Source organism: Mesorhizobium sp. G2-6-1 (assembly GCF_055809095.1).
In genome coordinates, this window is the sequence record NZ_CM147896.1 from 1,257,921 (window position 1) to 1,284,565 (window position 26,645).

The window sequence follows — 26,645 nt, forward strand, 5'->3', positions numbered from 1 at the left end:
CCGTTAAATCCTGCCCGAGTTGCGAAGGTATGCGGCAATGCTGTCCACCAGCGTATCAACGTCGGCTTCGCTATTGTTCAGGGTGATTTCGGGATTGAGCGGAAGCTCGTAGTCGGAATCAATACCGGTGAAGTTCTTCAATTCTCCGGCTCGGGCTTTCTTGTACAGCCCCTTGGGGTCGCGCGCCTCGCATACTTCCAGAGGTGCGTTGACAAAGACCTCGACGAACTCGCCATCCTCCATCAATGTTCGCGCCATCTGGCGTTCGGAACGAAACGGCGAAATGAACGAAACGAGCACGATCATCCCGGCATCGGCCATCAGTTTCGCGACTTCGGCGACGCGCCGGACATTTTCCACGCGGTCCTGATCTGTAAAGCCAAGATCCTTGTTCAGGCCATGGCGGACATTGTCGCCATCGAGCAGATATGTGCGCTTTCCAGATGCATTCAGCTTTTGTTCCAGCCGGTCAGCAATCGTCGACTTGCCCGCGCCTGACAAACCTGTGAACCACAGCACACATGAATTGTGCCCGTTCATCCGCATACGTGCCGCCTTGTCGACCTTCATCTCGTGCCAGCCGAGATTGCTGGAGCGGCGAAGCGCAAAGTCAATCACGCCAGCGCCAACGGTTGCGTTGGTGTAGGTGTCGATCATGACAAATGAACCGGTTTGCGGCGCGCGGTTATAGGCATCGAAGGGAATGGCCCTGTCCAATGCGAATTTGCAGTAGCCGACCTCGTTGAGGTCCAGCGTCTTGGCGGCCAGATGTTCGAGCGTGTTGACGTCGATGCGATAGCTGAGGTCGGTGACCTGCGCTGTCGCGGTCGCTGTTGCAAAGCGAACGAGATACCGGCGCTCCGGCAGCATCGCCTCAGCATCCATCCACACCAGATGCGCCGCAAACTGATCGGCAACTTGCGGCGGCGCATCGATAGACGCAATCAGGTCTCCGCGGCTGACATCGATCTCATCGGCAAGCACGAGCGTCACCGCTTGTCCGGTACCGGCTGAAGCAAGATCTCCGTCTGGGCCGACGATCCTTACCACCTTGCTGGATTTGCCGGACGGATAGGCCGCCACCTGCATTCCGCAAGCGATGTGGCCTGACGATACGGTTCCGCTAAAACCGCGAAAGTCGGCGTTTGGCCGATTGACCCACTGCACCGGCATCCGGAAGGCGCCAGTCGCAGCTTGGCGCTGAACATCGATCGTCTCCATGATCTCGATCAGTGCAGCCCCTTGATACCAGGCCATCGTTTCGGCCTTGGTAAAAACGTTCTCGCCGGTCAGCGCGGAAAGCGGGACGGCGTGGACGTCGTCAAGGCCAAGCTGCTGTGCGAGTTGCATGTATTCTTCTGTTATCTGATCGAAAACGGATTGATCGTAGCCAACGATATCCATCTTGTTCACCGCCAGGATCACGTGACGAATGCCGAGCAAAGACACCAGAAAGCTATGGCGTCGTGTCTGGGTGAGAATGCCCTTCCTTGCATCGACAAGAATGATCGCAAGTTCGGCTGTCGAGGCACCTGTGACCATGTTGCGCGTGTACTGCTCGTGCCCGGGCGTATCTGCAGCAATTAACTTGCGCTTGTCGGTCTCGAAATACCTGTACGCAACGTCGATGGTGATCCCCTGCTCACGTTCTGCCTGCAAGCCATCAACCAACAAGGCGAGGTCGATATTCTCGCCCTGCGTACCGAATTTGCGGCTTTCGGCTTCCGTCGAGGAGAGTTGATCTTCAAAGACACTCTTCGAATCGTAGAGCAAGCGTCCCAACAAAGTCGACTTGCCGTCATCGACCGATCCGCATGTCAGGAAACGAAGCTGACTTTTGTGCTCCTGATCGTTGATGTAGGAATCCATATCGAAATCGCGGAGGCTAAATTCTGGCTGGACCGACATCAGAAATACCCTTCCTGCTTTTTCTTCTCCATCGAGCCAATCTGATCCTGGTCGATCAGCCGCCCTTGCCGTTCCGACTGCCTGCTTTGCAGGAGTTCGACGATAATGTCGGAAACGGACACGGCATTTGAGTCAACCGCGCCGGTCAGCGGATAGCAGCCGAGCGTGCGGAAGCGAACGCGGCGCATCTGCGGTGTTTCACCGGGTTTGAGCGGCAGGCGCTCGTCATCGACCATCACCATGATCCCGTCGCGCATGACGATGGGACGCTCAGTGGCGAAATACAGTGGAACCAGCGGGATATTTTCCCGACGGATATATTGCCAGATATCAAGCTCCGTCCAATTGGACAGCGGGAACACGCGCACGCTCTCCCCTTTCGCTATTCGCGTATTGTAGAGGTTCCACAGTTCCGGTCGCTGGTTCTTCGGGTCCCACCGGTGGGACGCACTGCGAAACGAAAATATTCTCTCTTTCGCGCGGGATTTCTCTTCATCGCGGCGGGCACCGCCGAAAGCCGCATCGAAACCATACTTGTCCAGAGCCTGCTTCAACCCTTCCGTCTTCATGACATCTGTATGTGTCTTGGAACCATGACTGATCGGGCCGATGCCGCGCGCAACGCCGGCCTCATTGATGTGCACGATCAGGTCAAGCCCCAGGCGGGCGGCTGTTTCGTCGCGAAACGATATCATCTCCCGGAACTTCCACGTCGTGTCGACATGCAGCAGGGAAAACGGCAGTTTTCCAGGCATGAATGCCTTTTGAGCAAGATGCAGCATCACCGCAGAGTCCTTGCCGATCGAATAGAGCATCACAGGATTGCGAAACTCCGCTGCCACCTCGCGGATGATGTGGATGCTTTCTGATTCGAGGCGGTCCAGATGCGTGAGCGCAGCAGAAGCTTCCCCACGTTGACAGAGTGGCGGGTGTTTTGACTGCACGGGCCCTGTATCCAGAATATTCATGCGGATTCCAATCTGTGGAGCAGTGTCGGAGCGTTACGAACCAGTCCGTCGAGAACCGGAGGTAAAACGCTCAGATCAGGCTGACTTGGCTGCACGGGCTGCGTCGCTGGCGGCCAGCCGATGCCCATGCATGTGCTGGTAGTGGGGCAATGCTTCTTCATAGATAGCCTTCACCGCATCCGGGATGTCTTCAATTGCGATATATTTCCGCTTTTGCGGCTTCAAGCCGTTTGAATCTCGAAGGTTCGCGTGGAATGAACCGCCGTCCCACCAACTCACTTCGTCACGCGCGCCGGGCTCCCAGCTAAGTGCCGCTGGCAAAAAGGGAATACTAACGGCCTCGCACCAGACTTCGACCATGGCATGCGGATCGTGCAGAAGATCGTCGCTGTCCAAGACCGGAGGTGCCTTGCCGAACTTGTCGCAAAGCCGGTCGAACAGGGCACGCTGTTCGGAAAAACCAACTTCCTTTGGGTGAAAGTTCGGCCATTTGTCGTACATTGAAGTGATCGTCTTGGCAGGATCACGGATCAGGAAACTATGATTGAAAAGATCGAGCAGATCGTCAGTCCACATGTGATCGACATAGTGTGGGAAATCCTTGGTAAAGACCGGACCTTGCGCGACCGCCTGCTGTAGTTTTGCCAATACGGTTTCAAGGGTGAGCCCCGGTGTGCGCTTGCTGTCAGCGGTTGCGCGCGGCCAAAGGGGGCTTTCACCTTGATACCAGGCTTCGCCAAACGGTTCATGAAAACAGGTCAGGTCGCCGCGCTGGCGCATCATCCATTCGAATGCGGTCGAGGTAGAGCGGGGCACGGCCCAGAGGGCAAGAATCTTTGTCATGGTTAAAACCTCAGACAAGCGTTGAAAGGAGTTGGCCGCGGCGAGCGGTGGGAGCAATGCCCAGCGTCTTGAAAATCCGCCAATAAAGTGCGGAGTCAGACGAAACGATCGGCTTGCCGACCTGCGCCTCAAGTTCAACCTCGCGCGACACCATGCGTTCAGGTAAACTGTCCGGCCGGCGGAAATTGCACATGCCATTGACCACATAGGCATCGACATTCGGGGCCAGTTCCGCCAGACGCTGCATGGAGCGGTTGGCGGCGTCACCGGGAATATCCACGTCTTTTCGTTCACTTCATCCTGTGTGTCGTACAAACCCAGATCGACAAAGTTTCCGAAATAGACAAGGTCGAACCCCGCCTGTTTGAGAAAGCGCGCAATGCCGTCGCGCCAGTCCGGCCAGTAATAGACGGAATTCAGCGCGATCTTTTCAGCGCCAAGCTCGCGCAAGCCCTCGACAAGACACATTCCGGCCATGTGAAAAGGTGTCTCGTAGGTATCGCTGATCCGGTCGCATATCTGACGAATATCATCGGGTGTCTTGCCCGCAGCGTGGACCCAGTTGGTGCCGACCTGCCCGCAAACATCTGCCCCGTTATTGGCCATGCATTCGACGAATTCTTCCAGCAAATGAAAATTCTTCGTGCGCTGGGTAAGCTGATGTTCGTAATTCGGCACATGCAGCATGCGCCCGTGAACGCCTACGCTTTCTGGTGCAATCCTTAGAAAGTCACTCGGTGCGGCATCGAAATCATGCGGCGGCGCAGTAAAGCCAACCTGATAGGTAAAGAGCTTGTTCCTGGGTGCTGCCCACCGTTCCGGTTTCTTGTATGCGCTCGCCATAGCCACCCCCGTTTCGAACAAATTGGACACGTCAACTGTTCGAAATCTGGGCTATGAACGGCTTGATGTACATTGCCGATTAGGCAATGTTATGATACCATAATTGATATGATATCTCGGCGTTTCAGGATACCATCGACCAGCGCTTTGATTGCATTCGAAAGCGCTGCGAGACATTGCAATTTCAGCCATGCAGCTGAAGAATTGAATACGTCTCAGTCAGCCATCAGCCGACACATTTCTGATATGGAAGCACGCCTCGGCGTCATGTTGTTTCTGCGCGAGAAGAAGCGACTGAGGCTGACCGAAGCGGGAGAGTATTTTTATCGCGCTGTGGTTTCCGGGTTGGAGAATATACAGGCTGCCGGCAAATCAATCAGCAGTTGGTTCGTTGACGGGATAGTTACCGTCGCCTGTACTCACGAAATTTCTCATCTCTTTTTAATGCCGCGTTTCGAGGCGATGCAGGCTGTGGTTGGAGACACGGTTCAAATTCGGCTCATGACGTACGAATATGACGCGCTGGCCGCGTCGCTTGATCCACGCATTGACCTGATGTTTGCCTACCACATGCCGTCCACGGCACCAGAAGGGTGGGTGGCGGTTTTTCGCGAGGCGGTCAGGCCACTTTGCTCCCCGGCATTCGCCGATGCAAACAGAGCAACATTGTCGAAAGATGTCTGCGAATGGGGAGCGTTGCCGTTTCTTCAACTTACCAAGCAGAACAAGGGATGGGCGACTTGGAATGAATGGTTTGCCCTGTCAGGTGCCCCCGACCTGACGCCAAAATTCCTGCGGTTCGACAATTATGTCTATCTTCTTGAGGCCTGCGTCGCAGGGCGAGGCGTCGCTCTGGGTTGGAAACATCTTGCGGACCAGTATGTCGAGCGCGGCGCCCTGGTGGCTCTCGACAGGGAATTCGTGCAATTCGATCGTCAGCTTTTTGCGTTCCTGACACCGCATGGTGTCAATCGCGCCGATGCCCTGAAATGCCTTAATTTTCTCAGATCGCCAGATCTGGATTGATACGGTATGCCAAATTTGAAACAGGCGCGGGGCGCGGCGGCTCATTCACTCAGCAGATGTTCACAGGCGTGTGCAATCGCGTCCTGCGTCCATGACAAGTCCTGATCGGTCAGCGCCAGCGAGGAATAAATCTTGCCGGCCGATTTGAAGATGCCTTGTTGCCGAAGCAATGCATTGAAACGACCTGTCAGCACAGGGTTACCGTTTTTGACGTCGCGATAATTGCGCACAGGTGCCTGGGTAAACACGACATCGAACAAGACCGGGTCGCCAACGATCCGGTATGCGACACCCAACCGATCGAGATTTTCACGCATCATTGCCATGATTGCCTCACCGTTTTGACGAAGACGATCATAGCTACCGGGACGGCGAAGGATTTCCAGCGTTTTCAGCCCCGCAACCGATGCGATCGGATTGCCGCTGAGCGTGCCGATCTGAAGCGTAAAGCCATCCTTACCAACCTTGGCCTTGTCGAAATGCGCCATGATCTCGGCCTTGCCTGCGACTGCGGCCAATGGGAAGCCGCCGCCGACAATCTTTCCAAGCGTACACAAATCCGGCACGACGCCGTATTTTTCCTGCGCGCCGCCATATGCAAGACGAAAACCCGTCACGACTTCATCGAAGATGAGCACGATGCCGTGCTTTTGCGTTTCTTCGCGCAATGCCTCCAGAAAACCCGGCTCAGGCGGGATCAAGCGTTGCAGCGGTTCGACGATCACGGCGGCGATTTCGTCGCGATATTCCTCGATCAGACGCCGCGCGAAGTCGATGTCGTTGAATGGCGCAACGAGCATGTTGTCGCGAACATGTTCACTGATGCCAGCGGAATCGGGCACGCCTTGAGGGAAATTCTCGACCCGTTCAGGATAGAGGCTGATCAGTGCCTCGGCTGACATGCCGTGATAACCGCCTTCGAATTTCATGATCTTCTGGCGACCGGTATGGGCGCGCGCCAGCCGCATCGCATACATGTCTGCCTCGCCACCGGTTGATACGTAGCGCAGCTGATCGGCGCACGGGACGGCCGCGCAAATGACCTCGGCCAGCTCAATGCCGTGCGCATTGCTGGCGAAGAAGGTCATGCCCTTTGCCATCTGCTCACGGGCGGCTTCGACCACTTCGGGATGGCCGTGACCAAGGATCATCGGCCCCGAACCGATCAGGTAATCGACATACTCCTTGCCGTTCTCATCCCATATGCGCGCACCACGCCCCTCGCGGATCACCACTGAGGGGTCGAAATTGCCAAACCCTCCTCCCGGCAGTACGGCAGCGGCGCGTCGTACCCAGTTCTCCTGGCAAAGAGTAGATTCCCTGAGAGAGACTTCAAGCATCGACCCGCGCCTTTTCGGGCTGCTCGACCGGCGTAGTATCGGTGCGGGGGAGCAGATTTTGAGGATCGTATGCGGGATCGCCGAGCACGCGCGCCTTGCGCAGTTCGTTCATGATCATAACCTCAAGCTCGGTTCCCGGCGCTGCGGCCTCCGGCTTGACGTAGGCAAAGGCAAGATCCGAACCGACAGCCGGCCCATAGGCAATGGACGTGACCGAGCCGACTTTCTTGCCATTCAACAGAACCGCTTCACCGCCCTGACCGTCCGCCTTGCCATCGGCTTCGACCTCAAGATAGGCGCAGGTCCAGCGGCGCGTACCGGCCAAGCTTGTTTCGGTCGCCGACTTGCCAGTGAAATCGGGTTTGTCCAGCTTGACGAAGCGCATTACGTCCGCTTCCGGCAAGGTGACTTCGTTGGTAAGTTCGCCCGCTCCCTTGAACATTTTTTCCAAACGCATGGCGTTCATTGCAAACGAGCCGTAATCGGTAATTCCGTGAGGCTCGCCAGCCGCTGACAACGCATCATAGAGTGCAGGCAGGCTGCCTCTCGGGCCATGGAACTCCCAGCCCAGTTCGCCAGCATAGGACATGCGGAAGGCCCACATGGTTTTGCCAGCGACCTCGATCTGCTGTGCGCTCAACCAGGGAAAGCTTGAATTGGTGAGCGAGGCCGGTGTGCATGCACTCAATATGTCGCGCGAGCGCGGCCCATTAAGGGCAAGCGCACCCCAATCGTCGGAAAGATCCGTGATGGTTGCCTGTTCGCCGGGCAGTTTGCAAAATGTCAGATAATCGACCAGACGCTGTTCGAAGAAGGCAGCGCAGGTAAAATAGAAACGGTCGTCGGCAAGGCGCACGATCGTGGTTTCCAGTTCGATACGGCCATTGTCTTGAAGCAGATGTGTAAGGGCTATACGACCCTGCTTCGATGGCAGACGGTTGGGAATGATCCGGTCGATGAATGCGGCAGCGTCGGGGCCGCTGACTTCGATCTTGGAAAAGGCCGAAATGTCGATAATGCCAGCGCCCTCGCGAACCGCCCTGACCTCTTGCGCAACCATCTCATGCCACGGTGCGCGACCGAAAGAATAATAGTCGCGTTGCTCCAGATCGCCGCGCGCGAACCAGCGCGGGCGTTCCCAGCCGAACACCTCCTCGAACACCGCTCCCCTGGCCTTCAGCGTCTCATAGAGAGCGCTCGGCTTAACCGGCCTGGCCGCAAGGCGATTGAGATGCGGGAAAGGCGTCTCATGGCGCAGGAGATAATCCTCCTTGGCCTTCGTCACCTGATAGGCGCGGTCTGCGAATTTCCCGTAACGGCGCGGATCGAAATCGCGCATGTTAATGTCGGCGGCGCCATGAACCATCCAGCGGGCCAACTCCCGCGTCAATCCGGGTCCCCAGCCAATACCGATCTGACACCCGCAATTCATCCAGTAATTGTGCAAGCCGGGTGCCGGACCGACCAGCGGGTTGCCGTCCGGCGGATGTGAAATTGCGCCGTGAACCGCACGCTTGATCCCGAGTTGAGACAGGACGGGCATACGGTCCATGGCATTTTCAAGCCACGGCATGATGCGGTCATAATCAGGCTCGAACAGTTCGTGTTCAGCTTCCCACGGGCACTCATCCAGCCAGACCGCGTTCGGGTTTGCCTTTTCATAGATGCCGATCAGGCCCGATTTCTGCTCCATGCGGATATAGCCGGAAACCAGGCGGTCGTCGCGCACCACCGGCAGTTCTCGTTCCAACTGCTGGAACTCGGGCACGGTGTCGGTGATCAGATAGTGATGGGTCATCGAAGTCGTTGGAATATCGAGGCCGGACCACAGCCCGATCTGGCGGGCATAGGTGCCGCCGGCATTGACGACATGCTCGCACACGATCTCGCCCTGCTCGGTGATAACACGCCACTCGCCATTCGGCTCTGCCCGGACATCGATGGCCCGGCATTGGCGAATGATTTTTGCGCCAAGCTGGCGCGCGCCCTGCGCCAGCGCAAAGGTTGCGCCGGAAGGATCGACGTGACCGTCATCAGGCGTATAGAGTGCGCCGATAACGCCATCGAGATTGTAGAATGGATGCAATTCGGCGATACGATCCGGCTTCACCATTTCCATCGGAAAGTCGAGCGACTTTCCCACGCTCATGGTATGCAAGAGCCAATCGACTTCGTCTTGCGTGTAGGCGAGGCGGAACGACCCGCAGCCATGCCACGTCACCGACTGACCCGTCTCCTTCTCCAGCACGTTCGAATAGAGATCGATGTTGTAGCCGACGCATGTACCCAGAGAAAAACTCGAGGTGGAATGCGTTATCTGACCAGCGGCATGCCACGTCGAGCCCGAGGTCAGTTCGGCCTTTTCCAACAGCACAACATCACTCCATCCCTCATGCGCAAGGTGATAGGCGAGGCCGCAACCCATGACGCCGCCGCCGATGATTACCACCCGCGCATGCGATATATTCATTGCGAAAGACTCCTGTGAAAAGGCTATGGACATGGCTATCGAACAAATGTACTGTTGTCAACAATGAAGAACATAACTGTACCATCTTCTGTCCTTCTCACCGCTGGCGAGGTTCTCAGTGAACTCACCAGCCAACTCCCGATTTTCACGCCCGAATTGCACAAAGCAGCCACGCATGTGCTGGAGAACCCGACGCTGATCAGCGTCAGTTCGATCAGAAAGATGGCACAGGGCGCGGAGGTAAAGCCCAACACGCTCGTGCGCATGGCGCGGGCGCTGGGCTTCGACGGTTATGATGACTTTCGCAAGCCCTTCCGCGAGGAAGTGATTCAGGGCCGTGACAATTTTCCGGATCGCGCCCGCTGGCTGCAATCGCTGTCGAAAGGCGGAAAGCTGTCGGGTCTGTATGGCGAGATGGCGGCGGCTTCCATCGAGAACATCGAAAACCTGTTTTCGGCGACTGGCACCACATCACTCAAAGCAGCGGCAGACGAGATCGTCGGGGCGCGCGAAACATATGTACTAGGCGTCGGCATCGCCAATGCCGTTGCCCGCAATTTCGCCTACCTCGCCAGCATGGCGGTGGATTCGGTGAACGCCATTCCGCGTGACGGCTCGCTACCGGTTGACGGGTTGGTCCGTGCCCAGAAGGGTGACGTGCTGATTGCGATGACCTTCAAGCCCTATCGGCGCGAGGTGGTCGAGGCGGTGGAACTGGCGCTGGCCCACGAACTGACGATCATCGGCGTTTCGGACAGCCCCGCTTCCCCGATCTTGACGCGGGCGAAGCACCGTTTCGTAGTGCCGATGGATACACCGCAATTTTTCACTTCGACGGTTGCGCTGTCCGCCCTGTTTGAGACGCTGATGGCATTCGTAATCGCCGAGGCCGACCCAGAAATCATCAACAATATCGAACGCTTCCATCGGCGGCGCCATGAACTTGGAATCTACTGGAGCGAAGAAGGCAGACGGTCATGAACGTTTCCAATACGCCACCTGTCGTGCCGCTGCGGTCGCTGGAGGCGCGTTACTATACCGACCCGACTATTCACGCGCAGGAAATGTCTGGGCTTCTGGCCAAAACGTGGCAGTTCGCCGGGCATGTATCGTTGCTGGACAAGCCGGGCGACTATTTCACTTTCGAGATCGCCGGCCAGGCACTGTTCTGCATCAGGGACAAGGACGGCGAAGTCCGTGCCTTCTACAATGTGTGCCAGCACAGGGCGCATGAACTGGTCACCGGCACCGGCAATGCAAAGCTTCTGGTCTGCCCGTACCACGCCTGGACCTATGAGTTGACCGGCCAGTTGCGCAGTGGCCCCAATGTCCGATCCGTGCCGGGTTTTGAGCGCAAGGACATATGTCTGAGTTCCGTAAGCGCGGAGATTTTCTGCGGCTTCGTATTCGTCAATCTCGATCCGGATGCGCGGCCGATGGACGAGTGGTTCCCCAAGGTGCGCGAAGAACTTTCAGCGTTCGTGCCGCAGATCGAGCGGCTGAAGCCGCTTGAATGGGTCGAAATTCCGGAAAACTGCAACTGGAAGGTATCGGTCGAAAACTATTCCGAATGCTATCATTGCACGCTCAATCACAACACCTTCGCGACCGGAATAGTCAAGCCGGAAACCTACGACATCCAGCCGCAAGGTTATTGCCTGCGCCACACCACCGAGTGCCAGAACCTCGACAAGATGAGCTATCCCATCGACCTCGATGCCAATGCCTATGCCGGCGAATACTCTTCCTGGTTTTTGTGGCCGACATTCTCGTTCCAGGTTTATCCCGGTAACGTTCTCAACACCTATCATTGGCACGTCAAAAGCGTTGACGAGGTCGTCGTCTGGCGGGGTTGGTACAGCGTCGACGGCGCGGATTCCGAAGTTGTACGCAGGCTTGCCATTCAGGATCGTGCGACGACCGTGGCGGAAGATATCCATCTCGTCGAATCCGTACAGCGCGGTTTGAAAAGCCGCGGCTACAAACCTGGTCCCCTCGTTATCGATCCCAATTGCGGGGTCAATTCCGAGCATTCCGTGCGCGTGCTCCATCAGTGGATGCGTGAGGCTGTCGATGCCTGACATAAAACCCTACTGGCAAAACTACATTGCGGGTGAGTGGGTGGACGGTGGCGGCGGACGCCTTGCTGTCGAGAACCCCGCGACCGGTGAAACGCTTGCCGAACAAGCCATTGCCGATGTTGCCGACGTCGAGCGCGCGGTGAACGCCGCCAAGACCTGCCATGCCTCGGGCACGCTCTCAGCCATGCGGCCTGTCCAGCGCGGGCGCATGGTGCGGGCCATGGGCGACTATCTCCTCGCCAATATCGAGCGCATTGCGCCACTGCTTTCGCTCGAGGCCGGCAAGCCGCTGTGGGAAGCCCGCATCGAGGTGGAAGGTGCTGCGCGTTACTTTGAATATTACGGTAACCAGGCTGAAACCCTTGAAGGTCGTTCCATTCCGCTGGGTGCCGGCTATTACGATTTCACCACCTACGAACCTATCGGGGTCTCGGCTCAAATCATTCCATGGAACTATCCGCTGGAAATGGCTGCGCGCTCACTCTCCGCCGCACTGAGCGCAGGATGCGCATGCGTCGTCAAGACACCGGAACTCGACCCGTTGACCAGCGCCTTCATTGCCGAAGCGGCTGAACATGCCGGGTTCGCGCCCGGTGCAGTTAACGTACTTTGCGGGCTTGGCAGCGAAGCCGGTGCCGCGCTCGCCGGACACAGCGAGGTCAACCAGATTGTCTTTACCGGTTCGGTCGCCACGGGCATTTCCATTGCCACCGCTGCCGCCAGAAACGTGGTGCCATGCGTGCTTGAACTGGGTGGCAAATCCGCGGCAATCGTCTTTCCCGATGCAGATCTTGAAAATCTCGTGGCTTCGGTGCGCTGGGGCATATTCTTCAACGCCGGACAGGTCTGTTCAGCCATGTCACGGCTGATCGTACATGAAGATGTGCATGATGAAGTCGTCAAACGGGTCGCCGATCTTGCTCGCTCGATTTCGACGGGGCCGGGCATCGAACGCGACGCATTCGGACCGAATATGGGTGCGATGATTTCCGCCAGGCAGCGAGACCGCGCCGAGGCCATGTGCCGTGAAGCGGAGCGTCAGGGGGCGCGCGCGGTTGCTGGCGGGCGCAAGCTCAACCGGCCGGGTTTTTTCTCGAACCCACGATCTTCGACAACGTGACGCCTGACATGACGATTGCACGTGAAGAAGTGTTCGGACCGGTGCTGTCGGTGCTCAAGTTCAAAAGCGAAAATGAAGCCATTGAGGTCGCCAACGGCACCGAATACGGGCTCGTCGCGGGTATTTTCGGACAGGATCTCGACCGGGCGATGCGCAGCGCGTCGCGGCTGCGCGCGGGTCAGGTTTTCATCAACGAATGGTATGCGGGCGGCGTCGAGACCCCGTTCGGCGGTTATGGCAAATCCGGCTATGGCCGCGAAAAGGGGCGAGAAGCCCTGTGGAACTATCTGCAGACCAAGAATGTGGCAATCGCCATAAAGCAATAGAAAGGCAAGGGCATGGACGACGGGCTGTTCGAAAAGGGGCTTGCCAAGCGCAAGGCCACCCTCGGGGGCGAGTATGTGGAAAAGAACCTTGCCGCTGCGGACGATTTTACCCGGCCGTTTCAGGAGGCAATGACCGCATGGTGCTGGGGATTCGGATGGGGTGACGATGCCATCGACGCAAGGACGCGTTCCTTGATGAACCTCGCCATGATCGGCGCGCTGGGCAAGATGCATGAATGGGAGACGCATTGCCGCGGTGCTCTCACCAATGGCGTGACCAAGGACGAAATCCGTGCCGCCATCCATGTTGTCGGCATCTATTGCGGCGTTCCCCAGGCGCTCGAATGTTTCAGGGTGGCCCGCAAGGTTCTGGAAGAACAAGGGAAGCTCTAGAGCTTTTAACTCAGGCAGATTTCTGCTCGTTGCCGGCCACAGGCCAGCACTATCGTATGACGCCGCGTGGAGGGAACGGCCTTCGCACACCGGCAATGATCGCAGGGGACGAGTCGGTGAAAATTACGCGTATTTCGGTCTGGCAACTCAATCTGCCGCTTTCGAAACCCTACTGGTTATCGGGCGGGAGGCTGAAATTCGAGAAACTCGACAGCACCTTTGTTCGGCTCGATACCGATGAGGGCATCTCAGGCTGGGGAGAAGGCTGCCCCTGGGGCAACACATATCTGCCAGCACATGGTCCCGGCATCCGTGCGGGCATCGAGACGCTTGCCCCTTCATTGCTGGGCCGCGATCCGCGCTCCCTGGACGCCATCAATCGAATAATGGATGTTGCGCTGCCGGGCCATCTCTACGTCAAGTCCGCGCTGGACATGGCCTGCTGGGACATTCTCGGACAGTTTTCAAACTTGCCGATGTGGCAAATGATGGGCGGCGAGGAGGCGGACCCGGTAGCGGTCAATTCCTCGATTTCCACAGGCACCCACGAGGAGATGATCGGACTGATCCGCGATGCGTATTCCCAAGGATATCGCACGCATTCGGCCAAGATTGGCGGAACCGACCCGGCAGCCGACATCGCCAGGATCGAGGCGATCGAGGCCGCGCTACGCCCGGATGAATCGGTCACTTACGACGTGAACCGCGCATGGTTGCCAGCGGTCGCAGTGCAGACGCTAAACAATGTCGCGTTGCGCGGCTGGGTCGAGCAACCCTGCGAAACACTTTCACAATGCGCGCATGTGGCCAGCCGGGTCACCCAGCCGCTCATGCTGGACGAGTGCCTGCACAGTTTCGACGACCATCTCGAAGCCTGGAGGCTTGGCGCATGCGAGGGCGTGAAGGTCAAGCCGAACCGTGTCGGGGGTCTCACTAAGGCGCGCCGGATTCGCGATTTCGGCGTTTCCGTAGGTTGGCAGATGCATGTGGAGGACCTTGGTGGATCGGCACTGGCCGATACCGCCGCGATCCATCTCGCATCCTCGACACCACGGGAAAACCGCCTCGCGAGCTGGCTTTGCCATCATCATCTTGGCGTTGATCCTGTGCCCGGGCAAGGGGCGCGGAATATCGACGGCTTTGCTACCCCATCACAGGCTCCGGGGTTGGGAGTGGTGCCCGAGTTGGGGAAACTTGGTGATCCGCAATCGGTATACGCCTGAGCAAAGGATAAAACAGTGACTCTTCCCAAGGGTATGCGCGCCGTTGTCCTTACCGGTCACGGCGGCCTGGACAAACTGGAATACCGTGAGGATTGGCCGACGCCATGGCCTGGACCCGGCGAAGTGGTGATAAAGGTTGGTGCCTGCGGGCTGAACAATACCGACATCAACACCCGCACCGCATGGTATTCTTCTTCCGTGACCGAGGGAGTTTCGGAAGCGGGAGGCCGCGGCGGTTTCACCGGCGCGGACGCCAATTCGGGCAGCTGGGGCAGCGCCGCGCTGTCTTTTCCGCGCATTCAGGGCGCCGATGTGGCGGGAACTGTTGCGGCGATTGGCGACGGTGTCGATGCGTCCCGGATCGGTGAACGCGTGTTGATCGACCCATGGCTGCTCAACACCGGCGACTGGCTGGATGCAGGCCGGTCCGGCTATTTCGGATCAGAATGCGACGGTGGCTTCGCCGAATACACCAAGGTTCGCTCCGAAAATGCCGTTGCCGTTACCACTGCACTTTCGGATGCCGAACTCGCAACCTTTCCCTGCGCCTACACCACGGCAGAAAACCTGATCGCGCGCACCGGGCTGCGGCCGGGCGAGACCGTGGTGATTGCCGGCGCGTCCGGCGGAGTCGGCTCCGCCGCCGTCCAGCTTGCCCGCCTTCGCGGCGCTCGTGTGATTGCCATTGCAGGAAAGACCAAAGCCGACCTCTTGATATCTCTGGGTGCTCATGCCGTCATCGACCGCAACGAGCCGGAGCTTTCCACGGCGATCATGGCCGCTGCCGAAGGCCCGCTCGATGTCGCTCTCGACGTGGTTGGCGGGCGCATATTCATGCAACTGATCCTGTCGTTGCGCCAAGGCGGGCGGTATTCTGCCTCAGGCGCCATTTCGGGTCCGATGGTCGAATTCGACTTGCGTCAACTCATCTACAAGGATCTGCAACTTACCGGCGCAACCATCGTGCCGCCAGGCACCATGAAACGCGTGGTCGGCCTGATCGAACAGGGCCTTCTTTCGCCATTGCTGGCCGCAGAATTCCCGCTTCGCGAACTTGCGAGGGCGCAGGAAACCTTTCTGGAGAAAAAGCACGTGGGCAACATCGTTGTTAGCGTTGAACATCAAGACTGACCCCGGAAAATGACGAGGCGTTCCCGAATTTCGCGCAGAAGATGGGCGTGTTCAGCCGGTTTGCGCAGCCGTCTCAATACCGGGCCCCCGTGCGGCAGCGATAGCTTACGCGCTTTCACCGACGATCACTGTGTCCACCGCCGAGAACAACCATGACACTGCCCGATGAGATGCTTATCAACGATAGCTGGAGTGATCTGAGAAAATACCGTGACATGCCGGAAATCGACATGGACCGGCTTTACGCTTACCGCCTCGAAAGGCTTCGCGCGGCCTTGCGCAAGTCAGGCGCGGCGATGTGTGTGCTGGTCAGCCCGATCAGCCTGCGCTACGCGATCGACTATCGCAACTACGGCCTTTTCCAGTCGCATGTGCCGACGACCTACCTGTTCGTGCCAGTCGAGGGCCCGATCGTTATTCATGGCGTCTACGGCCAACCGCCATTGGCCGATGCGGCAAAGCGGGCAAGACCTCTGTCTTTCTTCGATGGCGGTTATGAACTGGCCGACGCGGCGCGTCTGTTTGCCGATGACATCGTCGAATACCTCGCTGAAATCGGAACCGACAATCGACGGGTGGCGGTCGAATATGTCAATCCCAGCATAACGCAGGCGCTGTTGCAGCGCGGCCTGGAGGTCATGGACGGGGTCATCGTTTCCGAGGAAGCGCGGGTGATCAAGTCGCACGACGAAATCGCCTGCATGCGTTGGGCGCTCGGCGTCGCCGAACTCGGCATCGCAAAAATGCAGCAGGCGCTACGCCCCGGCGTGAGCGAACTGCAACTGTGGGGTCTGCTCAACTACACCAATCTGGCCAATAATGGCGACTGGCACGACGGGCGCATGCTGGCTTCGGGACCGCGCATCAATCCCTGGCTGCAAGAAGCCTCGCCGCGACAGGTGGAGTCAGGCGATCTCGTCGGTTTCGATACCGATATGGTCGGTCCCTTCGGTTATTTTGCCGACATTTCCCGTACCTTCCATTGCGGACCGGACCGCCCGACGAAAAGGCAGAAACAGATTTATCAACTCGCTTTGGGCGAGATCGAGCACAATCTGAAGCTGGTGCGATCGGGAATATCGCTAAGAGACTTTCAAGCTCAAGCACTCGTGCTACCAGAAGAATATCACGCCAATGCCTACACCTGCCTCATCCACGGTGTCGGCATGTCGGACGAATATCCGCGCGTCAATCCGGTCTTCGGCGCGCCCAGTCACTATGACGGCGTGCTGCAGACCGGCATGGTGATCTGCGTTGAAAGTTATGTCGGTGCAGTCGGCGAGCGCGACGGTGTCAAACTGGAACAGCAGGTCCTGATAACCGATGACGGCTACGAAATGCTCTCAACCTATCCGCTAGAAGAGCGCCTCCTGGAATGAAGTACAATATGTCCAAGCAGCAAACGCATATGGGGTCGCATCACATCCATCGCTATGCAAGAGTGTTGACCATATCAGTCAATCATTGTGGCCACTGACATAATTCGATGACAGTCCAGCCAAATATTTCTGATAGACATGGCCGTGATACATTTGTAGTATTATCGGCAAAAGAGAGAACAAATGTTCTAGACACCAAAGTTCTATCGCATCCGCTTCAAGTGAATCGCGAGGACAGGGCGGCTAGAATGCATAGTGGAACCATAAACGCAACAAGGGAGCTTCAAACGTGAATAAACTTCTCATAAGTGCCGCCGCGATGGCGATTTCGACAATAGTAGGCGGATCGGCCGCGCAGGCTTGCGGCGACGTCTCGATCACCGAGATGAACTGGGCCTCGGCAGGGGTCGTCACGGCCACTTCGAAGTTCCTGATGGAACAGGGCTATGGCTGCAAGGTGAAGGTCGTGCCATCCTCGACGGTGCCTTCGGTCGCCTCGGTCGCAGAAACCGGCAAGCCGGACATTCTGACAGAACTTTGGGTCAACACCGCCCCGCAATATACCGAGCTTGAAAAAGAGGGCAAACTGATCGGCTTGACCAAGGTGCTATCCGATGGCGGTGTAGAAGGCTGGTGGATCCCTGAATATCTGGCCAAGGAACATCCCGAACTGAAGACTATTGACGGCGTGCTGGCGCATCCCGACTGGGTCGGCGACATGTTCAACAATTGCCCCGAAGGTTGGGGCTGCCGCATTGTCAACGACAATCTCGCCAAGGTTTTCAAACCTGAAGACCACGGAATCAAGGTTTTCAATCACGGTTCGGGTGAGACGCTGGCCGCCTCAATCGCCTCGGCCTACACTGATAAGAAGCCTTGGTTCGGCTACTATTGGTCACCAACAGCGATCCTCGGCCGCTATCCGATGGTGATGGTCGACATTGGCCCCTATGTGGCGAAAGACAACTGCAATGCCAGCACTGACTGCGCCAAACCGATCAAATCTGCCTATCAGCCTTCCGATGTTTGGACTGCGGTGACCCCTTCGCTCAAGGAGCGCGAGCCAGAGGTGACGGAGTTGATGTCGCATGTTAGCTTCACCAACGAGCAGATGAACGAGGTTCTGGCCTGGCAGGAGGACAACAAGGCGACTGCAGAAGAGGCTGCCGTGCATTTCCTGACCACCTACAAGGATGTCTGGAGTGACTGGTTGAGCGACGATGCGAAAGCCAAATTGGCGGCCGTGCTGAAGTAATCTGACCGGTTAGACGCGCGGCGGCGGCTTATGGTCGCCGCCGCGTGATACGTCAGAGCCGGAAGCACCGGTCTTCAAGGGGAGTGTCGCGTGGCGACTTATGACTGGATTTTCAACAGCCTTGCCTTGCGCGATTGGTGCGATGGCGGTGTCGTACCCAAGACCATGTCGATGGCCGAACTTCTGGCAAAATCGGGAGTGAAAACTGACGACGGTTCATGGTGGAACCTGCCATTTCCGTCGCTCGACACACTCAACTCCGCGTGCAGCGCCATGCCCCGAACCCGCGACATGACCGCGGGCGTTGCCAATGCCTTCCTTGCGGCCAAAGATTCCATGCGGCTGGTCCTCGATCCCATCACGCAACCGCTAAGCTGGGCGCTCAACGACTCGCTCTGGTTGTTTCCGTCGATTCCCTGGTTCATCCTGATTCCCGGCCTCGTGATACTGGCGCATGTGGTCGGACGGTCGCGAGGCGTGACGGTTTTCGTGGCGCTGACGCTGCTGTTCCTGGCGGGGATCGACCATTTTTCCTATGCAGTCCAGACGCTGTCGATCATCTTTGTCTGTACGACGATCTGCATCGTTCTGGGCATTCCGGTCGGGATTCTGATGTCACGCAATAACAGGCTACGACAATTCACCATCCCGATCCTCGACATGCTGCAAACCCTGCCGACATTCGTCTATCTCATTCCACTGATTTTCCTGTTCAGCGTCACTGAATCGAGGCTCTATGGTATCGCCATTATCCTCTACGCGATCGTGCCCGTAATCCGGCTGACCGATCTGGGCATCCGGCTGGTAGACAAGGACGTGACCGAGGCGGCCGATGCCTTCGGTATGACGCGATGGCAAAAGCTGATGCGCGTAGAGATCCCCCTGGCATTGCCGAACATCATGGCTGGCGTAAACCAGACCATCATGATGGCGCTGGCGATGGTGGTGATCGCCTCACTGGTCTCGGCACCGGGGCTGGGGGTATTGGTGCTGCGTGGAATCAACAATCTGGAACTGGGCGTTGGGCTTGTCGCAGGGCTGGGCATTGTCTTGCTGGCGATCCTGCTTGACCGGGTCAGCAAGGCCGCGCTTGCGCGCATCCAGCGGGTGCAATCGTCATGACGGGAGAGCCTCAGGACGCAAGCGGCACAATGATCGACGACAAGCCGATCAAGCTGTCCGTGCGCAAGCTTTACAAGATTTTCGGAGCGAACCCGGAGCCAATGGTTGATCTCGTGCAGAGCGGCACGGACAAAGCTACGCTCTTAGAAGAATACCATCATGTGCTGGGCCTTCACGATATCAATGTCGATATGCGCGAAGGTGAAGTTACGGTCATCATGGGGTTGTCCGGCTCGGGCAAATCCACCCTGATCCGGCATCTGAACCGGCTGATCGAGCCGACTGCCGGGCAAGTCTTGCTGGACGGTGCGGATATCACCCATCTATCGGAAAAAGATCTGCGACAACTCCGGCGCAAGCGCATGTCGATGGTGTTCCAGAAATTCGCGCTGCTGCCGCACCGCACGGTTTTGGAAAACGCCAACACCGTGCCTTCGGTGCGTGGCGATGATCCGACAACGTCGAAGGCGCGCGCCGCCGAATGGCTGGATCGCGTCGGCCTGGCCGGCTACGAAGGGCACTATCCCAGCCAGCTTTCGGGTGGCATGCAGCAGCGTGTCGGCATCGCCCGCGCGCTAGCTTCGGAAGCCGAAGTGATGCTGATGGACGAAGCTTTTTCGGCGCTCGATCCGATCATCCGAACCGATATGCAGGGGCTTTTGATCGAGCTTCAGCGCGAACTGCATAAAACCATTGTGTTCATCACCCACGACCTTGATGAGGCGCTGCGTCTGGCCGACCATCTGGTCGTGCTGAAGGATGGCAGCATTGTCCAGCAGGGAGAGCCACAAAACATCGTACTGAACCCCGCCGACGACTATATCGAAAACTTCGTGCGCGACATCAATCGTGCCCGTGTCTTGCGGGTGCGTTCGGTAATGGTACCGGGCACCGGCGGCGGGCCTTCGATCGATTCGCAGGCGACGCTGGAAGATGCGCTGGCAACGTCGCAGGGCGATGCCAGCGTGGTGTTCAGTGTCACCGAAGGCGGACGCCCGGTTGGCCAATTGAAAATGACCGATCTATTCCGGGCGCTGGTGCCGCGCCATGCCGAAGCCAAGACTTGACCGGTACATCACGCAAGTCCTTGGTCGAACCCATCTTCCCCGTCATCCAGCTCATCGTGCACTGATCGACGCGCGCACCTTGTTGTGAACGACCAGCTTGCCGGTAGGCTTCCATTGTCGTGGCAGCGACATATTCCGGTTGTGAACCTTGCGCCCAAGACTGCCCCCGTATCAGCCTCGCGCTTCCCTGATCGAAGCCTCAAGCTTGTCGAGAGCCTCAGTCATGATGTCGTCTTGAATGGTAATGGGTGCGAGGAAGCGCACGACATTGCCATAGACACCGCAGGTGAGCAGGATCAAACCCTTGTCGAGAGCCTTCAAGCGGACCTTGTTGGCAAATTCAGCCGAAGGCGTCTTTTGCCTGATATCGTTGAATTCAATGGCGTTCATGAAGCCCGGTCCACGAATATCGACGATCTCAGGAACGTCATCACGCAACGATTCCAGGCGTTGTTTCAACCGCGCACCAAGGCTATCGGCGCGGTCGCACAATTTTTCGTCCTCGATCACATCTAGAACGGCATGCGCGGCGGCTATGCCCAAAGGGTTGCCGCCATAGGTGCCGCCAAGCCCTCCCGGAGCGGGCGCATCCATCAGTTCCGCCCGTCCCGTCACAGCCGAAAGAGGAAAGCCGCCAGCAAGGCTCTTGGCCATGGTTGTGATATCGGCTGCGACCTCATGATGGTCCATGGCAAACATCTTGCCGGTTCGGGCAAACCCGGTTTGTACCTCATCTGCGATCAACAGGATTCCGTGCTGATCGCAAACCTTGCGCAATGCGCTCATGAATTCGCGCGGGGCTTCATAAAAGCCGCCCTCGCCCTGCACCGGTTCGACGATGATCGCCGCAACGCGTGCAGGATCGACGTCGGTCTTGAACAAACGATCAAGTGCTGCAAGCGAGTCGGCAACCGAAACGCCATGCAGTTCAACCGGAAATGGCGCGTGAAAAACATCGCCCGGCATGGCGCCGAAGCCGACCTTGTAAGGTACCACCTTGCCGGTCAGCGCCATGCCCATGAATGTGCGGCCATGAAACCCTCCGGCGAAGGCAATGACAGCCTGACGCCCAGTTGCGTTGCAGGGCGATCTTGATGGCGTTTTCCACCGCTTCGGCACCGGTGGTGACAAAGATGGTCTTCTTGTCGAACTTGCCGGGCAACAAGCCGTTGAGCCGTTCGGCCAGATGGACATAGTTTTCGTAAGGAACGACCTGATGGCAGGTATGGGTGAAACGGTCGAGTTGCGCCTTGACAGCTTCGATAACGCGCGGATGACGATGACCGGTGTTGAGAACAGCAATGCCGGACGAAAAATCAATGTAGCGACGACCTTCGACATCCCAGATTTCCGAGTTCTCGGCACGATCCGCAAAAATCTGCGTCGTCATGCCGACACCACGCGAAATGGACGCGTTCTTGCGATCGGATATGGCCGAATTATTCATGGCAATGCCTCCAGACACAGAAACCGGCTGTTGTTCTGGCGTTATCTCATATTTTCCACAAGCTTGCAGCAGGCCCTATTCATTGGGCCTGATTTAAGCGAGGGGGCCTGATTTAAGCGAGGTCGGTTTAGCCACGGCCAAACAATCTGGCGAAGAAACGCTTGATGCGAGCCTTGAAAATGGAAGACATCAGCGAACCCGCGTCCATTTCCGTGACGACCGCAGGTGCATCGGACGTTGCGCCGCCGCCAGCTTGATGAGCAAGCTTCGCCTCAAGATTCTGGACAAATACCGCGATCAAACGACCAGCCACATCCTGCACCAATCCTGACCGGCTGAACTGAGCCAAAACACCGGTCAGCGTAAAGCCGATATTGACGTTGACTCGCGTTTCGTCGGGCTTGTCTGCCGGCTTGACCTCGTAGCCGATCAGGCCGCGCGTTGCAGAATTGCTCCGTTTATCCTTGCCGCTGCCGTCAATAGTCCCGGTCCGTGTCGCCTCATTGCGAGTCACGTCAGCAACACCTTGAAATTCCGCCGAAATCGGGCCGACCTTAACCTTGATCTGCCCTTCGACATGACCATCCACCGGTTCACCGGCAAGCGAAGCGCCGGGAAGACAGGAGGCGACCTCACCGACATTTCCGAAGAAATTCCACACAACATCGACCGGATGCGCAACCGTGAAGCTTTCTTCAAAGGTTGTTTGCGGTTTCCAGTTTTTGTCCCGGCTTTTGGCAGGAGCCGCCGACGCAATCGCAGAAACCGATGCGTTTGACGACTGTGCGGCGCGAGATTGCGATGCGGCATCAACAGAAGCCGAAGTGGAGAGAGCGTGCCCCGAACCGGACGGTCCAAGAGCTGTTCGGGCGCTTTCGGGAATGGCTGCGACACCACGCGCGCGCCGGTCCTTGATCACGCTCTGTATGGCGCGCACGATGCCGACATAACCGGTGCAGCGGCATAGATTTCCGCTCATCATTACGCGAATGCCATGCTCCGAGGGAGCATCCATGCGAAGCACGACATCTCGGGCGGAGACAATCATGCCGGGCGTGCAATATCCGCATTGCAGGCCATGTTCGCGGGTAAAGGCGGCGCGCAATTCGGTGGCGATTTCGTCGTCATCCAAGCCTTCGATGGTTGTCACTTCGGCTTTTTCACAGGCAACGGCGTAAGTGATGCAGGAGCGTGTTGGCACGCCATCCACCAAAAGCGTGCAAGCGCCGCATACGCCATGTTCGCAACCCAGATGCGTGCCGGTCAGGTTTTGGGTTTCGCGCAGGAAATCAGCCAGGTGGGTACGCGGTTCTGCAGAAGCGGCTACCGGCTTTCCGTTGACGGTGAGATTGACAGTATTCATGCTGAATTTGCTCGTTCGATAGCGCGCCGTAGTGCAACGACATGGGTTTGCCGGTCGATCTGGTCGGCCATTCCCGCCGCCTCGATCAGTTCGTTTGCAGCACCAGCGTCAAATATCTGGTCGGGATGTTGCGCACGTCCGTCCCCGATGATGCTGCTTGCCTCGGTGACAACAATCGGCCGGGATTCGGTTGCGCCGAAAACCGCGCGGCTGACACCGCGATCGGGATCGGTGAGAAATGCGCCAATGGAGTGGGCGAATTCGCCGGTCTTACGGCAACTCTTGTAGTAGCCCCAGCGCGCAGACCGGCTCAACTTCGGCACCGACAATGACACCATCATCTCGCCGGGTTGCAGATCGGCTTCCAACGCACCAAGCATATAGGCCTCAACCGGAATTGTTCTGCTGCCCGAAGGCCCGCGCAAGGTGACCCTGGCACCAAGGGCTGACAGGATCGAGTGCCAGTCGGCAGAAGGATCGGCGTGCGTAAGACTACCGCCGAGTGTACCGCGATTGCGTACCGCCCGGTAGGCGATGCCGTTGGCAACGGTCGGCATCGCTCCATTCGTCACATCGGGCACACGCCGATCTTCGACATCGGCATGCGTGATGCAAGCTCCGAGAATGAGTTCATCGGACTGCTCTTCCACCTGCCGAAGTTCCTCGATACCGGTGATGTCGACCAGCAAATCCGGCTGCACCAACCGCATATTGAGCATCGGACCAAGTGACTGGCTTCCGGCGACAACCTTGACCGTCAAGCTGCCGTCGGCAATCAGCTTGATGGTCGCGCCGACATCGGCGGGGCGGGCATAATCGAAATTGACCGGTTTCACGCGGGTGTTCCTTCCGCCACTTTCTGTTCGCTCTGAGCCCGCGCCGCCGCAATGGCTTCAAGGACGCGGCGTGGTGTCATCGGCGAATGCAGGAGTTCGACACCAAGCGACTTGAGCGCATCATTGACGGCATTGCCGATCGCCGCCGGAGGTGCAATAGCGCCACCCTCGCCCAAGCCCTTCACGCCAAATTCAGTGTAGGGAGATAACGTTTCCATGTGATCAAGTTTAGGTGCGATGACTTCCGTTGGCCCCGGCAGGAGATAGTCGGCGAAGGTTGATGCCAAGGGCTGGCCGGACGCATCGAAGTTCATTTCTTCATAAAGTGCGGTACCGATGCCCTGTGCCAGCCCTCCGTAAATCTGACCATCGACGACCATAGGATTGATCAGTTTTCCGCCGTCCTCGACGATCAGGTAATCAAGGATTTCGATGTCGCCGATTTCGGGATCGACGGCGACCGTCACCAGATGGGCGGCATAGCTGAACGTGCCGCTGTCGCGAATCGGCTTGAACCCGACGGTCGATTCCAGACCACGAGGATCAACCTTGAAGGGCAGATCCTGCGGACGTCTATACCAGACATGGGCGATTTCCTGCATGGTGACGCTGCCTGCTGGACCAACGACAGCGCCGTCAACAAGCGATACGTGATCGGGGTCGGTTTGCAGCAAATGCGCGCCGATACCCTTGGCAAGACCGGCAATTTCGCGGCACGCCGTTGCGACAGCACCGCCTGCCATGACTGCCGAGCGTGAACCCCACGTTCCGGTGGAATAGGGCGTGTATTCAGTGTCGCCATGGACGAGCTTGATATTGGCGATGTCGATGCCGAGAATTTCGTTGGCGACCTGCGGCAAGGTGGTTTCCATGCTTTGGCCATGCGAATGGACGCCAACGCGCAATTCGAGGCCGCCATCGGGCGTCATGCGAGCGGTTGCCTGTTCAAAGCCGGGAACCATGGGAATGCCCCAGCCGGCGTAAACCGACGTTCCGTGTGCACCTTGCTCACAATAGATGGACAGGCCAACGCCGATCAGCCGGCCATCGGGTTCGCCTTGCTTCTGACGCTCCCGGATTGCGGGAATATCGAACGCGGCAAGTCCGCGCCTGAGCGCCTCGGGATAGTCACCGCTATCGAAGTGCTTTTTGGTGATGTTATCGAACGGCATCTGCTCGGGCTGAACCAGGTTCTTGAAACGCACCTCATGCGGTTCCAGACCTGCCTCGCGCGCTACCGCGTCCAACATCAGTTCCATCGCGTAGCATACGCCGGTTCGCGCCACGCCTCGATAAGGCAGGATCGGGCATTTGTTCGTCGCTACCGACCATGTGCGGCAGCGATAGGATGGAAAGTCGTAAGGTCCGGGCAGGATACTGGCGACCTGCGAACCCTCAAGGCACGCGGAAAACGGATAGGACGAATAGGCCCCTGAATCGACCGTCGCCTCACATTCAACACCGCGCAATTTGCCATCCAGATCGGCATAAGCGGTGATCTTGTAATGATGCTCACGGCAATTGGCGCCGGCGGTCAGATGCTCGCGCCGATCTTCAAGCCAGCGAACCGGATGGTCGAGTTGCATGGCAAGCCAGCCAAGGCAAATATCCTCAGGCAGCAGGATGCCCTTATAGCCAAAGCCGCCACCGACATCGGGCGAAATAATTCGCACCTGGATCTCGTCGAGCCCCAGACATTCAGCAAGCCCGGTACGCATGATGTGCGGAATCTGTGTGCCGGTATAAAGAACAAGCTGCTCCAGCCGCTTATCCCAATAGGCGACTGTACCGCGACCTTCCATTGGGGCCATGCACTGGCGCGCGGTAGAAATTTCGCGGGTTATCTTGATGGGAGCGTCGTAGGCTGCTTCCATATTGACGTCGACAAACGTCTCCAGAAAAACATTGTCACCCCAATGCTCATGCAACAATGCAGAGTCAGGCAGGCGCGCCGCCAGCATGTCATGGACGGCGGGCAATTCCTCCAGATCAACCTCGACAGCCGCAGCAATATCCTCGGCCTTGGCGCGTGAGTCAGCGACGCACACAGCGATCAGTTCGCCGACCTGGCGTACCTTGTCAACAGCCAGCACGGGCTGTTCCGACACCTTGAACCCCGCCAAGGCGGTCACTGCGACGATCGGCTTCACGTCCTTGATGTCGGCAGCGGTGAATACTTTGCCGTTATAGGCCTCGGGAATGCGAATTTCACCAATATTGGCGTGAGCGAGCGGGGAGCGAACGAAGGCTACGTCCTTCATGCCAGCGAGGCGAATGTCGGCCACATACTGGCCGCGACCACGGAGAAAGCGGTCATCTTCCTTTCGCGGCATAGAGGCACCAACGCCCTGCTTAGTCATGTCCGTTCTCCTCTTGCCTCACGGAAAGGTTTTTGCCAGCACCAGCAATGAAGTGATTAGCTGTCGCGATCTATATCATCCTATTTCTAGGATGATAACAAGATTTTTCTATCCGACGCTCCCTTTGTGTCGGATAAATATGAC

The 26,645-nt window shown here is 57.7% G+C and carries 18 protein-coding genes and 2 pseudogenes; 11 read left to right on the forward strand and 9 right to left on the reverse strand.

Translation table 11 applies throughout. The features are described from left to right. Window positions 1–3: 3 nt before the first annotated feature. From cysN to AC0L7S_RS05980, 3 genes are all read right to left on the reverse strand, one after another. The gene (gene cysN, locus AC0L7S_RS05970; RefSeq protein WP_473473509.1) at window positions 4–1,908 is read right to left on the reverse strand and encodes a sulfate adenylyltransferase subunit CysN; all 1,905 of its coding nucleotides are present in this window, start codon (window positions 1,906–1,908) and stop codon (window positions 4–6) included. Then, window positions 1,908–2,876 carry a sulfate adenylyltransferase subunit CysD gene (gene cysD, locus AC0L7S_RS05975; RefSeq protein ID WP_473473510.1) on the reverse strand — a complete coding sequence of 323 codons (969 nt, stop codon included), beginning with the start codon at window positions 2,874–2,876 and terminating at the stop codon, window positions 1,908–1,910. Before cysD ends, cysN begins: the two co-directional genes overlap by 1 nt. 75 nt (window positions 2,877–2,951) lie before the next feature. Beyond that, complete coding sequence (locus AC0L7S_RS05980) at window positions 2,952–4,562, reverse strand: sulfotransferase-like domain-containing protein (RefSeq protein ID WP_473473511.1); 1,611 nt, start codon at window positions 4,560–4,562, stop codon at window positions 2,952–2,954. Between the two features lie 108 nt (window positions 4,563–4,670). Between AC0L7S_RS05980 and AC0L7S_RS05985 the strand changes: the two genes are divergently transcribed. Then, window positions 4,671–5,588, forward strand: a complete 918-nt coding sequence (locus AC0L7S_RS05985; protein ID WP_473473512.1) for a LysR family transcriptional regulator — start codon at window positions 4,671–4,673, stop codon at window positions 5,586–5,588. A 41-nt stretch (window positions 5,589–5,629) separates the two neighbouring features. Here AC0L7S_RS05985 and AC0L7S_RS05990 read toward each other — a convergent pair whose 3' ends face one another. Continuing rightward, on the reverse strand, window positions 5,630–6,928 hold the full coding sequence (locus AC0L7S_RS05990) for an aspartate aminotransferase family protein (RefSeq protein ID WP_473473513.1): 1,299 nt from the start codon (window positions 6,926–6,928) through the stop codon (window positions 5,630–5,632). After that, a complete protein-coding gene (locus AC0L7S_RS05995) occupies window positions 6,921–9,398 on the reverse strand; it encodes an FAD-dependent oxidoreductase (protein ID WP_473473514.1) in 2,478 nt (825 codons plus the stop codon). Before AC0L7S_RS05995 ends, AC0L7S_RS05990 begins: the two co-directional genes overlap by 8 nt. A gap of 63 nt (window positions 9,399–9,461) precedes the next feature. Here AC0L7S_RS05995 and AC0L7S_RS06000 point away from each other — a divergent pair, with 63 nt between their 5' ends. The 10 genes and pseudogenes from AC0L7S_RS06000 to AC0L7S_RS06045 all read left to right on the forward strand — a co-directional run bounded on the left by AC0L7S_RS06000 (window position 9,462) and on the right by AC0L7S_RS06045 (window position 20,495). Beyond that, window positions 9,462–10,379, forward strand: coding sequence for a MurR/RpiR family transcriptional regulator (locus tag AC0L7S_RS06000; protein WP_473473515.1), 918 nt, complete (start codon window positions 9,462–9,464; stop codon window positions 10,377–10,379). Further along, complete coding sequence (locus tag AC0L7S_RS06005) at window positions 10,376–11,479, forward strand: aromatic ring-hydroxylating oxygenase subunit alpha (protein WP_473473516.1); 1,104 nt, start codon at window positions 10,376–10,378, stop codon at window positions 11,477–11,479. The genes AC0L7S_RS06000 and AC0L7S_RS06005 overlap by 4 nt, the downstream gene beginning before the upstream one ends. Further along, window positions 11,472–12,925, forward strand: a pseudogene (locus AC0L7S_RS06010) (aldehyde dehydrogenase family protein). The gene AC0L7S_RS06005 and the pseudogene AC0L7S_RS06010 overlap by 8 nt, the downstream one beginning before the upstream one ends. A gap of 12 nt (window positions 12,926–12,937) precedes the next feature. Further along, window positions 12,938–13,318, forward strand: coding sequence for a carboxymuconolactone decarboxylase family protein (locus AC0L7S_RS06015; protein ID WP_473473517.1), 381 nt, complete (start codon window positions 12,938–12,940; stop codon window positions 13,316–13,318). A gap of 116 nt (window positions 13,319–13,434) precedes the next feature. Further along, complete coding sequence (locus AC0L7S_RS06020) at window positions 13,435–14,541, forward strand: mandelate racemase/muconate lactonizing enzyme family protein (protein ID WP_473473518.1); 1,107 nt, start codon at window positions 13,435–13,437, stop codon at window positions 14,539–14,541. Between the two features lie 15 nt (window positions 14,542–14,556). Further along, on the forward strand, window positions 14,557–15,672 hold the full coding sequence (locus AC0L7S_RS06025) for an alcohol dehydrogenase family protein (RefSeq protein ID WP_473473519.1): 1,116 nt from the start codon (window positions 14,557–14,559) through the stop codon (window positions 15,670–15,672). A 152-nt stretch (window positions 15,673–15,824) separates the two neighbouring features. Further along, a complete protein-coding gene (locus AC0L7S_RS06030; protein ID WP_473473520.1) occupies window positions 15,825–17,051 on the forward strand; it encodes a M24 family metallopeptidase in 1,227 nt (408 codons plus the stop codon). Window positions 17,052–17,340: 289 nt separating this feature from the next. Continuing rightward, on the forward strand, window positions 17,341–18,306 hold the full coding sequence (locus tag AC0L7S_RS06035) for an ABC transporter substrate-binding protein (protein WP_473473521.1): 966 nt from the start codon (window positions 17,341–17,343) through the stop codon (window positions 18,304–18,306). 90 nt (window positions 18,307–18,396) lie between these two features. Then, window positions 18,397–19,428, forward strand: coding sequence for an ABC transporter permease (locus AC0L7S_RS06040; protein ID WP_473473522.1), 1,032 nt, complete (start codon window positions 18,397–18,399; stop codon window positions 19,426–19,428). Next, on the forward strand, window positions 19,425–20,495 hold the full coding sequence (locus AC0L7S_RS06045; protein WP_473473523.1) for a quaternary amine ABC transporter ATP-binding protein: 1,071 nt from the start codon (window positions 19,425–19,427) through the stop codon (window positions 20,493–20,495). Before AC0L7S_RS06040 ends, AC0L7S_RS06045 begins: the two co-directional genes overlap by 4 nt. A 171-nt stretch (window positions 20,496–20,666) precedes the next feature. On the opposite strand, the pseudogene AC0L7S_RS06050 reads toward AC0L7S_RS06045, so the two are convergent. The 4 genes and pseudogenes from AC0L7S_RS06050 to AC0L7S_RS06065 form a co-directional block, all read right to left on the reverse strand. After that, window positions 20,667–21,942 (reverse strand): annotated as a pseudogene (locus tag AC0L7S_RS06050) (4-aminobutyrate--2-oxoglutarate transaminase). Window positions 21,943–22,069: 127 nt separating this feature from the next. Beyond that, window positions 22,070–23,305 (reverse strand): xanthine dehydrogenase family Fe-S subunit, encoded by a 1,236-nt coding sequence (locus AC0L7S_RS06055; RefSeq protein ID WP_473473524.1) that lies wholly within the window; start codon window positions 23,303–23,305, stop codon window positions 22,070–22,072. Beyond that, complete coding sequence (locus AC0L7S_RS06060; protein WP_473473525.1) at window positions 23,302–24,141, reverse strand: FAD binding domain-containing protein; 840 nt, start codon at window positions 24,139–24,141, stop codon at window positions 23,302–23,304. Before AC0L7S_RS06060 ends, AC0L7S_RS06055 begins: the two co-directional genes overlap by 4 nt. Then, window positions 24,138–26,501 (reverse strand): xanthine dehydrogenase family protein molybdopterin-binding subunit, encoded by a 2,364-nt coding sequence (locus AC0L7S_RS06065; RefSeq protein ID WP_473473526.1) that lies wholly within the window; start codon window positions 26,499–26,501, stop codon window positions 24,138–24,140. Before AC0L7S_RS06065 ends, AC0L7S_RS06060 begins: the two co-directional genes overlap by 4 nt. Window positions 26,502–26,645 lie beyond the last annotated feature (144 nt).